This is a genomic window from Dokdonella sp. (genome assembly GCF_017744955.1).
Classification (GTDB): domain Bacteria; phylum Pseudomonadota; class Gammaproteobacteria; order Xanthomonadales; family Rhodanobacteraceae; genus Dokdonella_A.
In genome coordinates this window covers 264,246-276,662 of the sequence record NZ_JAGIAG010000004.1, presented here as the reverse complement: position 1 = coordinate 276,662, position 12,417 = coordinate 264,246, and the positions used below count along the sequence as shown (strand labels likewise).

Sequence of the window (12,417 nt, the reverse complement as noted above, 5' to 3'; positions counted from 1 at the left end):
TCCGTCCGATTACTTCGGCTGCAGCCGGATCGCGCCGTCGATGCGGATCGTTTCGCCGTTGAGATAGCGGTTCTGCAGGATGAAGGCGACCGTATCGGCGTATTCCTCCGGCTTGCCCAGGCGCGAGGGAAACGGCACCTGCGCGCACAGCGACTGGTAGACCTGCTCGGGCATGCCGTCGACCATCGGCGTGTGGAAGACGCCCGGCGCGACGGTCATCACGCGCACGCCGATGCGTGCGAACTCGCGCGCCATCGGCAACGTCATGCCGACCACGCCGCCCTTCGACGCCGAGTACGCGGCCTGGCCGATCTGGCCTTCGTAGGCGGCGACCGAGGCGGTGTTGACGATGATGCCGCGCTCGCCGTCCTCGCCCGGCGCGTTGTGCTGCATCAGATTCGCCGCCGCCTTGGCGACGTTGAAGCTGCCGACCAGGTTGATCATCACGGTGGTGGCGAAGGTCGACAGCGGCATCGGCCCTTCCTTGCCGAGCACGCGGCCGGCGCCGAGCACGCCGGCGCAGTTGATCGCGGCATTGAGGCCGCCCATTTCCTCCTGTGCAGACTTCAGGCTTTGCGCGACGTCGTCTTCGGACGTGACATCCGTTTGGATGAAGGCTGGGCGAGCATCGGCTCCCAGTTCACGAGCGGCGGCTTCGCCCCTGGCTTCGTTCACGTCGAGCAATACGACGCGAGCGCCGTGCGCCACGAGATGCCTGGCGACCGCGAAACCGAGTCCGGAGGCGCCGCCGGTGATGACCGCCTTGATCTGATCGAGCTGCATGGAAGATTCCTTGGGAAGAAGCGGGCGCGGATTCTAACCGAGCGCGCCGGACCGCCAGGTTCGGCCGGCGGGTTCTCAGTCGACCGTGCGGCGGAAGTCGAGGTCGTAGCGCGCGCCGCCGGTCAACGCGTGCAGGCGCAGGTTGGTGATGCGGATCGGCGCGCCGTGTTCGAGTTGGGCGGCGTTCGAGTCGCGCATCTCGGCCGGATCGATCAGGGTCACGCCGCCGCTGCCGACGACTTCGAGCACGTTGTCCGGTCCGATCACCGCGGCGGTGGCTGCGTCGAGTCCGAGCCCGAGCGCGAACGGGTTCAGCGCCAGCGCGGCGAGCAGGCGGCCGAGCCGGTCGCTGGCATGGCCGCCCTGGTCGACGATGATGCGGTTGGTGAGTCCGAGGCCCGGCGCAAGGCTGGCGCCGCCGCTGCGCGGCGTCGCGCCCTCGACGCCGTGCGCGAGCATGTGTTCGCACAGCACCGCCGCGCCGGCGCCGCCGCCGATCACCGCCATGCCTTCGGCGTTGCGGCGGCGGATCGCGCGTGCGAGCTGGGTGCCGCCGATCAGCGTCGACAGGCGCAGCGGCTGCTCGGCCAGCAGCAAGGTCAGGTGCGCGTGCTCGACCGCGTCGAGCAGGGCGCGCTGCTCGCTGTCGGCACGCGTCTGCAGCGTCTGCCGGCGCACTTCGCCGGCGCCGGCGTTGTACAGCGTGGTGTCGAAATCGACGTCGTCGTCGGCGGCTTCGGTCGGAATCAGCGCGACCACGCGCGGCTGCGTGCCGATCAGCGCGAACAACCGCGCGAGCAGCGTCGAGGCGCCCGCTTCGGCGCGCAGATCGCCGGCGGCGATGATCAGGCCGCGGTTGCGGTCCGGAGCGAGTTTGGCGGGCATTCGGACCGGCTCGCGGCGAGGAAACCGCGAGTATAGGGAACCTCCGACGACCTCGTCATCCTCGTGAACGCCGGGATCCGGCTCGGTTTTTCTACGACGCAATCCAGCGCGAAATGGATGGCCAGCCGTCGGTCGTCGAAGCAGCGTTCGCGGGAACGAGGCAGTTCGGCGAACGCCTCGGGATGGGCGTCTCGCGGGAATGATGCCAATGGGGTATGCGCCTGGACGACGCGGTGTTCAGGCCAGCCCGCGCCGGCGCGCGAAGGCCGCGAATTCCACCGCGTCGAGCGCCGGACTGAACAGGTGGCCCTGCGCGACGCGCAGGCCGTGGTCGAGCAGGAACTGCCGCTGCTGCTCGGTCTCGACGCCCTCGGCGACCATGCCGAGGCCGAGGCCCTGGCCGACGCGGATGATCGCCTCGCAGATCGCCGTGTCGGCGACGCTGGACGGAATGCGCCGCACGAACTCGTAGCTGATCTTCAGCGCGTCGACCGGCAGCCGGCGCAGGTAGTTGAGCGAGGAATAGCCCTCGCCGAAATCGTCGATGGTGATCCGCACGCCGAGCTCGCGCAGATCCTTGAACATCTGCGTCGTGTCCGGCGTGTCCTCGACCAGCATGCGCTCGATCATCTCGATCTCCAGCGAGTCGCCGGACAGGTCGTGGCGACGCAGCGCGGACACGACCGAATCGAGGAAGGATTCGCTCAGCAGCTGGCGATAGGACACGTTGACCGCGATGTGCGGCAGCGCCACGCCGAGGTCGCGCCAGTCGCGCAAGGTGCGGCAGGCCTCGTCGATGACCCAGGCGCCGATCGGCACGATGTCGCCGGAGCTTTCGGCGTGCTGCACGAAGGCGAACGGCAGCAGCTCGCCGCGCGAGGGATGCATCCAGCGCAGCAGCGCCTCGGCGCCGACCACCTTGCCGCTGACCAGGTCGACCTTCGGCTGGTACTTCAGATGCAGCTCGTGGCGGTCGAGCGCGTGGCGCAGCTGGTTCTCGACCGCGAGACTGCTTTCCAGGCGGCGTTCGGTGGCGACCGAGAACGCCTGCCAGGTGTTGCGGCCGCGGCGCTTGGCGTCGCTCATCGCGGCGTCGGCGTGCTGCACCAGCTGCTGCGCATTGCGGCCGTCCCTGGGGTGGCGTGCGATGCCGATCGAGGCGGTGATGACGTAGTCCTCGCCGACGTGCTCGAACGGGCGGCGGAAGCGGCTGTTGATCGTCTCGGCGACCTCGCTGGCGCGTTCCTCGCGCGTCGAGCGCGGCAGCACGACGAGGAACTCGTCGCCGGCGAAGCGGCCGCAGCGCGCGCCTTCGGGCAGGCACTCGCGCAGGCGCTCGGCGGCGGCGCCGAGCAGGCGGTCGCCGGCGGCCGCGCCGAGGATGTCGTTGATGACCTTGAAGCGATCGAGGTCGACGTAGAGGAGGGTCGGGCCGATCTGGTCGCGCGTGGCGATGATCTGGCGGTTCAGCTCGTCGACGATCGCCTCGCGGTTCGGCAGGCCGGTGAGCGGATCGGTGACCGCCTTGCGGCGCAGTTCGAGTTCCAGCTGCTTGCGCGCGGTGACGTCCTGGCACATGCCCGACACGCCCCAGATCGCGCCGCCGCGGCGCAGCGGCCGCATCGCGACGCTGAGCCAGCGCTGGCGGCCGAGCGGGGTGACGATTTCCTGTTCGTGCTGGATCGATTCGCCGCGGCGCAACGCGGCGAGGTCCTGCGCGAGCCGTTCGCGGCCGCCCGGCACCAGCGCCATCGCGCGCTCCAGCGTCATCGGCGTGCCGACCGGCAGGTCGAACAACCGGTACATTTCGTCGGTCCAGAACAGCATCTCGCCGTCCAGCGAGAACTCGAAGCCGCCGAGGTTGCTGACCTCCTGCGCCTGCGCGAGCACGTCGCGGGCGCGCTTGAGTTCGCTGACGTCGTCGTAGGCGACGACGGCCTGGTACGGCGCGTCCTCGCCGGCGCGGAACAGCGGCACCGCGGTGGTCGACAGCCACAGCGGCTCGTCCAGATGCGGCGCCGACAGGCACAGCAGCGTGCTGTGCACCGGCTGGCCGGTGGTCAGCACGCGCGTCGACGGCAGCTCAGAACGCGGCAGCAGGCGACCGTTTTCGTCGTACCAGTTCCAGCCCGGGAAGTTCTCGCGCGCGGCCTGGAGGTATTCCTCTTCGCGCATGCGCATCATCTGCAGCGCGGCCGGATTGACGTAGACGTAGCCGCCCTGCGCGTCGCGCACGTGCACGCCCTTGTCGAGCATCTTCAGCAGCAGCTGGTAGCGCAAGTCGGCGTCGCGCAGCGCGCTGGCGGTGCGCTGCCAGTGGCTGATGCCGCGCGTGACCGACAGCACGCGCTTCTGGCTGCCGTCGAGATAGACGTTGGAGTGGATCTCGACCGGAAAATCGCGTCCGTCGCTGCGCCGGATGCTGGTCTCGATGGTGAACGCGTCGTTGAGCCGGCAGGTCTCGATCACGTGCTGGATGTGATCGGGCGGCAGCGCCGGATTGAGATCGACCAGGTTCAGCTGCAGCAGCGATTCGCGCGAATGGCCGTAAAGACGGCAGGCGGCGACGTTGGCGTCGAGCACGTCGCCGCGTTCGTTGTGCACGGTGACCGCGTCGGGGATCGCTTCGAGCAGGCCGCGATAGCGCGAGGCGACCGCGAGCGCCGCGGCGTCCTGCGCGCGCAGCTTGTGCACGGCTTCGAGCACGAGCTGGCGCGCGTGCCCGTCGAGCTCCTGGTGCCTGGCGACGTCGAGCAGGGCGTCGACCGCGGTCGCGGTGCCGCCACCGCCGGGCAACGGCGCGATCCAGGCGCTCACTTCCGCGCCCTCGTGTTGCGATGTCGCGCTTTGCTGCATCGCCTCCGTCCCGAACGGAAGTCTTCCGGCTTGCGACGCGACCTTAGCACCGCATCCTCGGCAGGCGCGTGAAAGAACAGTGGAGGGCGGCTGCGGGAATTCCGACGGTGGGTGCGGTTCGCAGCCACGACCGGTCAGAGGCTGGCGCGGGCGACGCGGCTGGAGGTCTCGCGGCCGAGCTGGGCGCTGAGCCAGAGCCCGGTGGCGATCAGCGCGGGCAGGTCGATGCCGGTCGCGATGCCGAGGCCGTCGAGCATGTAGACGACGTCCTCGCTGGCCACGTTGCCGGTCGCGCCTTTCGCGTACGGGCAGCCGCCGGTGCCGGACACCGCGCTGTCGACCACCGCGACGCCTTCCTCGAGGCAGGCCAGGATGTTCGCCAGCGCCTGGCCGCGGGTGTCGTGGAAATGCACCGCCAGCGCCGCCATCGGCACCTCGCCGGCGACCGCCCGCAGCATCGCGCGGGCCTTGCCGGGCGTGCCGATGCCGATGGTGTCGCCGAGGGAGATCTCGTAGCAGCCGAGCGTGTGCAGGCGCTGCGCGACGTGCACGACGTCGGCGACCGGCACCTCGCCCTGGTACGGGCAGCCGAGCACGGTGGAGACGTAGCCGCGCACCTTGACGCCGTCCGCGCGGGCGCGTTCGAGCACCGGCGCGAAGCGCTCGATCGATTCGTCGATCGAGGCGTTGATGTTCTTGCGGCTGAACGCTTCCGACGCGGCGGCGAACACCGCGATCTCGTCGGCGCCGACGGCGCGCGCGCGTTCGTATCCCTGCAGGTTCGGCACCAGCACCGGATAGCTCACGCCGGGTTTCCTGGCGATGCCGGAGAAGACCTCGGCTGCATCGGCGAGCTGCGGGATCCACTTCGGGCTGACGAAGCTGGTCGCCTCGATCGTGCGCAGGCCGGTCGCCGACAGGCGGTCGATCAGTTCGATCTTGGTCGCCGTCGGGATGATCGTCTTCTCGTTCTGCAGGCCGTCGCGCGCGCCGACCTCGACGATGCGGACGCGGGGAGGCATGTCGTTCATGGCTCGGGCGGGGGCATTCATGCCGGCGATTCTAGCGCCGACCGGCGCGAGCCTGTGCGTCTCGTCCGCCCGGGCGGGACGCCCGCCGGGACGGCCGCCCGGCAGCGGAGAAATTTTTGAACATTTGGAATATTGGAATGCTCCGGCGCCCCCGCATCGGCGTATTCTTGCGCCGCAATTCTTTCTGCCACAGGGGGCACCATGGAATTCGACAGGAGCGCACGCCCACGCGTGCGCGGTGTACGTGCGTGCGCGTTGAGCGCCGCGGTGACGGCGGCATGGTTCGTCCAGGCGCATGCGGCGACGATCGAGGTGCACGATCCGGCCTCGCTTGCGCTCGCGCTGCGCTCGGTCGCGGTCGACGGCGATGCCGTCGACACCGACAACGTGATCCGCTTCGCCGACGACATCGTCCTCGGCGGCGATCTGCCCGCGGTCAATCTTCCCGCCGGCGCCACGTTGACGATCGACGGCGACGGCCACGCGCTCGACGGCGGCGGCGTCGCACGCGGGCTGTTCGTGTACTCGGGCACGGCGACGATCAGGAACCTGGCGATTCGCCAGGCCGTCGCGCACGGCGGCAAGGGCCGCGCCGGAGGCGGCGCCGGCGCGGGGTTGGGCGGCGCCCTGTTCGTCGCGACCGACGGCCGCGTGACTCTCGACGGCGTCGCGTTCGAGCAGAACGCCGCCGCCGGCGGAGACGCGGAGTCGGGCAACCGCGGCGGCGGTGGCGGCCTGGGCGGCGACGGCGCGTCCCAGGGCGGTGGCGTGTGCGGTGGCGGCGGAGGCGTCGGGGTGGGCGCCGACGGCGGAAGCATCGGCGTCCTCGACGGACTGGCCGGCATCGTCGCCGGCGCCGCCTCCGGAGGAGATCTGGGCGGCTCGCTCGGTGGCGCCGACGGCGGTGGCGGCGCCGCATCGCTCTCCATGAGTTCCGTCGCCTCGGGCGGCGGCGTCGCCGGTCAGAGCGGAAACATCTCGACGTTCAACGGCGGCGGCGGCGGATTCGGCGGCGGTGGCGGCGCCGGCTTCGTGGGCGGCCCGGGTGGTTTCGGAGGTGGCGGCGGCAGCAGCGGCGGCGGTGCCGGCGGCAACGGCGGCTTCGGCGGCGGCGGCGGACAGGGCCAGCCGACGGCGTTCGGCGGCTTCGGCGGCGGAGACGCGACCGACGGTGGCAACCCGGCGGGCGGAATCGGCGGCGCGGGCGCCGGTTTCGGCGGCGCCGTGTTCGTGATGGACGGCGCGACGCTGGCGATCGCCGGCCCCAGCACGATCGCCGGAGGCAGCGCCGTCGGCGGCAACGCCAGCGGCGGCGTGACGACGGCGGCGGCAGGCGGTGCGGGCCTGTTCCTGCACGGCGCCGGGACACTCGAATTCTCGCCCGCCTCGGGGCAGTTGCAGTCGGTGTCCGATTCGATCACCGACATGGCTTCCTTCGTCGACGCGGGCTACGTGCCGCCGGCGTGGTGCGGCGCGACGTGCTTCGACGCCTCGCGCGACCGTTGGAGCCTGGCCAAGACCGGCGTCGGAGTGCTGGTGCTGACCGGCGACCATGCCTTGGCCGCAGGCGCATCGGTCAGCGAGGGCTTGCTGGAAATCGGCGACGGCACGACCGCGACCCGTTTCGACGGCGACGTCACGGCGAGCGGCAACGGCTTCCTCGCCGGCGCCGGCACCATCGACGGCACCATCGGGCTCGGCAGCGGCGGCGTCCTTCTGGCGGGGCCGATCGACCTGCCGGTCGGCACGCTGCATGCGACGACGCTCGGATTCGCCGACGGCACGCTCGCCGCGCGCCTGTCCGGCGACGTCTCCGACGTGGCCGAGGTCGCGACCGTCGACTTCCAGCCGTCGACGCACGCCTACCGAGTGGTCCTGCTCGACGGTTCGGACGGCACCTTTCCGAGCCCGGGCACGACCTATTCGATCGTCAAGTTCGACGCGACCGCCGGCAACCCGTCGCCGACGTTCACCTGGAGCTATTTCGGCATGGCCAGCGGCGTCGCCGGAAGCCTCGCGCTGACCGCGGAGGCTCTGACGTTCACCGTCACCGCCGCCACGCCGCCGCCGCCGCCGGTGCTCACGGCGATTTTCGTGCCCGATGCCATTCCCGACACCGCCACGACGCAGCTCGTGCTGACGCTCCGCAACGACGCGCACAGCACGATTGCGGTGACCACCGCGCTGGCGCACGTCCTGCCTGCCGGCCTGCGCATCGGTGCGGACGCGCCTTCGACGGACTGCGCGAATGCGACGGTGGCGGCCGTGCCCGGAGATGCCTCGTTCTCGCTTGCGGCGGGAGCGCAGATTTCCGCCGACGGCAGCTGCACGGTGGTCATTCCCGTCGCCGGGGCGGCGGGGACGTACGAGGACGGTTTCGCCGCCGGCGTATTGCACACGACCAGCGGCCAGAACGCGGATGCCGTCGTCGCGCCGCTGTCCATCTCGGCGGACCGCGTGTTCGCGGACGGATTCGATCCCGCCGAGCCGTGAGCGCGTCGAATGGATGCTGCCGAGTTGGGTCGCGCGTAGAAGCCGGCGCGCGCCTCTTCGCGGCTGAAGTGTTTCCGCCGTCCGGCAGCGCGGATTGACGGGGCGGATTGACGGGGATGAACGGATGGATCTCGGGCGCCATTCCCGCAACGGCGGGAATGGCGCGGAAATCGGCGATTCCGTAGAGCCCGCGTCAGCCCGCTTCGAGCCGCACGAGCACCGCATCCGCGTCGACGAAGTCGCCGGCCGCGGCCTGCACGCTGTCGATCTTGCCGGCGCGCGGCGCCTTCAGGCTCAGCTCCATCTTCATCGCTTCCATGACCAGCACTTCCTGGCCGGCGGCGACTTCGTCGCCAGCCTGCGCCTTGACCACCACGATGCGGCCCGGCATCGGCGCGACGATGCGGTCGCCGCTCGCCGCCGATTCCTGCGTCCAGGTGAACGACGGCGCGTGCGTGAACGTGCGGCGGCGCACGCCGTCGTGCACGCTGACGCCGTTGCGATCGAACGCGACCTGCCAGCGCCGGGCGGTGCCGTCGGCTTCGAGAGTGAGCAGGCCGTCGGCGAGATGCGCGTGACCGACGGCGATGCGGCGGCCGTCCGCGTCGAGTCGATAGCTGCCCCCCGAGCCCTGCGCGACGACTTCGATGCGTTCGCCGCGATCGAGCAGGGCGACGATGCGCCTGCCCGGATGGCCGAGCCGCCAGCCGTCGGCGCGACCCCACGGCGAATGCGCGTCGCCGGAGGCGAGTGCGAGGCGCGGCGCTTCGGCCTCCTCGTGCAGCAGCCAGGCGGTCGCCGCGGCGGCGAGCGCGTCGTGATCGCGATCGTCGTCGGCGCCCAGGAACTCCTCGAGATGGCGATCGAGATAGCCGGTGTCGATGCGTCCCTCGACCACGGCCGGATGGCGCACCAGGCGTTCGAGGAATTCGACGTTCGATTTCGGACCGACGACTTCGCAGGCCGCCAGCGCTTCGCGCATGCGCTGCAGGGCGCTGGCGCGGTCGCGATCCCAGACGATCAGCTTGGCGATCATCGGATCATAGAAAATCGTGACGGTGTCGCCTTCGATCACGCCGGAGTCGATGCGCACGTTCGCCGACGGCGCCGGCAGGCGCAGGCGTTCGAGCTTGCCGGAGCCGGGCAGGAAGCCCTGCTCGGGGTCTTCGGCGTACAGGCGCAGCTCGATCGCGTGGCCGTTCGCCGGCACCGACTTGTTGCGGATCAGCGACGCCGGCAGCGGCTCGCCGGCGGCGACGCGCAATTGCAGCTCGACCAGGTCGAGGCCGAGCACCATCTCGGTGACCGGATGCTCGACCTGCAGGCGCGTGTTGATCTCCATGAAGTAGAAATCGCCGGCCGGCCCGACGATGAACTCGACCGTGCCCGCATTGACGTAGTCGAGCGCGCGCGCCGCGGCGATCGCGGCCTCGCCCATCTTCGCGCGCAGTTCCGGGGTGACGAACGGCGAGGGCGTTTCCTCCAGCACCTTCTGGTAGCGCCGCTGCGCCGAGCATTCGCGCTCGTTCAGATGCACGACGTTGCCGTGGCCGTCGCCGAACACCTGGAACTCGATGTGGCGCGGCTGCTCGATGTAGCGCTCCAGCAGCACGCGGTCGCGGCCGAATGCGTTGCGCGCCTCGCGCTGGCAGCTTTCGAGGTTCGGTGCGAACTCGGCCGCCGAGCGCACGATGCGCATGCCCTTGCCGCCGCCGCCGTGCGCGGCCTTGATCATCAGCGGAAAGCCGATGCGCTCGGCTTCGCGTGCGAGCAGCGCGGCGTCCTGGTCGGCGCCGGTGTAGCCCGGCACCACCGGCACGCCGCGGGCGGACATCAGTTCCTTCGCGCCGGCCTTCGAGCCCATGCGCCGCATCGACTCGCCGGACGGACCGATGAAGACGAGCCCGGCGCTCACGACCGCGTCGGCGAAGTCGGCGTTCTCGGAGAGAAAGCCGTAGCCCGGGTGGATCGCCTGCGCGCCCGACTTCAACGCCGCCTCGATGATCGCCTCGCCGCGCAGATACGAATCCGCCGGACGCGGGCCGCCGATCGGATAGGCGACGTCGGCCTGGCGAACGTGCTGCGCGCCGGCGTCCGCTTCGGAGTACACGGCCACGGTCTGGATGCCGAGCCGGCGGCAGGTGGGGATCACCCGGCAGGCGATTTCGCCACGGTTCGCGATCAGGATGCGTTGGAACATGCGTCTTCTCGTTGGCCCGGGTTTTCAGGGCGAGAGTGGGGGAAGGAACGGTCGCGTTCCCGGACCGGTCGGCATCGCCGGATTCATTCCGGCGCGTGGCAGACCGCTTCGATGTTGTGTCCGTCCGGATCGAGCACGAACGCACCGTAGTAGTGCTCGTGATAGTGCGGACGCAGGCCCGGCGCGCCGTTGTCGCGCGCGCCGGCGGCGAGGGCGGCCTTGTGGAACGCGTCGACCGCCGCGCGGTTCGGCGCGACGAAGGCGACGTGCGTGCGCGCGAGCCTGGCGTCGGCGCCGATCCAGAAGTACGGCTTGCCCTGCGAGCCGAAGCCGCCGGCCCAGTCGTCTCCGGTCTGTTCCGGCGTGACTTCCATGATCAGGCCGATGCCGAGCGGCGCCAGCGCTTTTTCGTAGAACGCTTTCGCCTTCGCGTAATCGGAAACCGGAATGCCGATGTGGTCGAGCACGGACAACCTCCTGCGAGCGAGACGAGAAAGCTTCGGCGCAGCGCCGAAGCGGCGGCGTACGGTAGCATGCTGGATTGACCCCAGAAACGCCCGATGACGTCCTCCGTTTCCGCCACCGGCGCCGCGCCGCCGAATCGACCTGCGTCGACCGAGACGGTCGCGACCGCATCGTCGGGCGCGTCCGCCGCGATCCTGCTCGAGGAGGGCCGCACGCTGGCGTTGAAGCAGGATTTCGCCGCTGCCGCCAAGGTTCTGCAAGCCGCGCTCGAACGCTTTCCGGACGACATCGAAGTGCCGCTCGCGCTGGCCAGCGTGCGCTGGCAGCTCGGCGATCGCGCGGTCGCGCAGGCCTTGCTGGAAGGCGTGCTCGAGCGGCAGCCCGGTCACGTCGGCGCGGCGTTCACCCTGGTGCGCCTGCACGCCGAGCGGGACGAATGGCCCGCCGCGGAAGCGGTGTTCCGCGCATTGTTCCGAGACCATCCGCAGCCGGCCGATCTCGCGTTGCGCGCGGCGAAGATGCTGGCCGACTGGAATCGCAAGCCGGCCGCCGCGGAGATCTGCGAGGCCGCGATCGCGGCGGGCGCCGAGGACGCGATGCTGCATCTGTACGCCGCCGCGCTGCAGGGCCAGCTCGGCGACTTCGAGCGGTCGCGTCGGCACTACCTGTTCGCGCTCGATCACGATCGGCGCACCTTGGACTACGGAGCCGCCTACGGTCTCGCCTCGATTTCGCGCTACGCGGATCCGGCGCATCCGGATCTGGCGCGCTTCGCGGCCCTGCTCGAACAGCCGGACTTGAATGCGCGTGCGCGTGCGTCGCTGCTGTTCGCGCTCGGCAAGATCCACGACGATCTCGGCGACTACGCGCAGGCCGCCGCGCGGCTGCGCGAAGCGAACGGCCTGGTCGACCGGCAGAACTGGTCGCGCAAGAACTGGCGTCGACTGGTCGACGCGCGCCTCGGCGCGAAACCGCTGCCGCCGCGCGCGCCGGCCGAGGACGAGTGCGTGCCGATCTTCATCGTCGGCGCGCCGCGCTCCGGCACGACGCTGGCCGCCGAACTGCTCGGACGCTCCTCGCAGATCCGCAATCGCGGCGAACTCGACTGGCTGCCGCACTACGCCGAACAGATCGCGGTGGCGGGCAAGCCCACGCCGGAATCGCTCGAGCGGGTCGCGCAGGCCTATCTCGGCAAGCTGCGCCAGGAGGAAGGCGAGGTGCGCTGGTTCGTCGACAAGCAGCCGCTGAATTTCCTGCACGTCGACCTGATCCGCGCATTGTTCCCGCAGGCCTGGATCGTGCACTGCCGACGCAGCAGCCGCGACACCGCACTGTCGATCTGGACGCAGCATTTCGGCTCGACCGAGTACCGCTTCGCCTACGACTTCGACGACATCGCCGCCGTTCTGCAGGGTTGTTCGCGCCTGATGGCGAAGGCGAAGCAGGACGCCGGCGCGCGCGTGCTGGAGGTGCGCTACGAGGAACTCGTGCGCCGGCCGCAGGCGGTGGTCGACGCGTTGGCCGACGCGATCGGCGTGCCGTGCTTCGATTGCGGCACGCCGGAGGAAAGGCGCCACGCCATCGGCACCGCCAGCGTCTGGCAGGCGCGCCAGCCGGTCTACACGCGCGCGATCGGGCGCTGGCGTGCGTATGCGGAGTTCGTGCCGGAGCTGATGAAGTTCGCTGACGATTGAGGAGGAGAGA

The 12,417-nt window shown here is 70.6% G+C and carries 8 protein-coding genes; 2 read left to right on the top strand and 6 right to left on the bottom strand.

Going from position 1 to position 12,417, the window contains the following annotated elements:
- Positions 1-9 precede the first annotated feature (9 nt).
- The 4 genes from J7520_RS11720 to J7520_RS11705 form a co-directional block, all read right to left on the bottom strand.
- On the bottom strand, positions 10-783 hold the full coding sequence (locus J7520_RS11720; protein WP_291188436.1) for an SDR family NAD(P)-dependent oxidoreductase: 774 nt from the start codon (positions 781-783) through the stop codon (positions 10-12).
- Between the two features lie 75 nt (positions 784-858).
- The gene (locus J7520_RS11715) at positions 859-1,668 is read right to left on the bottom strand and encodes a cyanophycinase (protein ID WP_291188434.1); all 810 of its coding nucleotides are present in this window, start codon (positions 1,666-1,668) and stop codon (positions 859-861) included.
- A gap of 237 nt (positions 1,669-1,905) precedes the next feature.
- Positions 1,906-4,485 carry an EAL domain-containing protein gene (locus tag J7520_RS11710; RefSeq protein WP_291188432.1) on the bottom strand — a complete coding sequence of 860 codons (2,580 nt, stop codon included), beginning with the start codon at positions 4,483-4,485 and terminating at the stop codon, positions 1,906-1,908.
- 173 nt (positions 4,486-4,658) lie between these two features.
- Positions 4,659-5,546, bottom strand: coding sequence for a hydroxymethylglutaryl-CoA lyase (locus J7520_RS11705; protein ID WP_291188430.1), 888 nt, complete (start codon positions 5,544-5,546; stop codon positions 4,659-4,661).
- A 240-nt stretch (positions 5,547-5,786) separates the two neighbouring features.
- On the opposite strand from J7520_RS11705, the gene J7520_RS11700 reads away from it, so the two are divergent.
- The gene (locus J7520_RS11700; protein ID WP_291188428.1) at positions 5,787-8,048 is read left to right on the top strand and encodes a hypothetical protein; all 2,262 of its coding nucleotides are present in this window, start codon (positions 5,787-5,789) and stop codon (positions 8,046-8,048) included.
- A 193-nt stretch (positions 8,049-8,241) separates the two neighbouring features.
- Here the strand turns inward: J7520_RS11700 and J7520_RS11695 are convergent, their stop codons facing one another.
- Together J7520_RS11695 and J7520_RS11690 are read right to left on the bottom strand one after the other, a co-directional pair.
- A complete protein-coding gene (locus J7520_RS11695; protein ID WP_291188426.1) occupies positions 8,242-10,248 on the bottom strand; it encodes an acetyl/propionyl/methylcrotonyl-CoA carboxylase subunit alpha in 2,007 nt (668 codons plus the stop codon).
- A gap of 83 nt (positions 10,249-10,331) precedes the next feature.
- The gene (locus tag J7520_RS11690) at positions 10,332-10,715 is read right to left on the bottom strand and encodes a VOC family protein (RefSeq protein WP_291188424.1); all 384 of its coding nucleotides are present in this window, start codon (positions 10,713-10,715) and stop codon (positions 10,332-10,334) included.
- Positions 10,716-10,808: 93 nt separating this feature from the next.
- Here J7520_RS11690 and J7520_RS11685 point away from each other — a divergent pair, with 93 nt between their 5' ends.
- A complete protein-coding gene (locus tag J7520_RS11685) occupies positions 10,809-12,407 on the top strand; it encodes a sulfotransferase (RefSeq protein WP_291188422.1) in 1,599 nt (532 codons plus the stop codon).
- Positions 12,408-12,417: the final 10 nt, after the last annotated feature.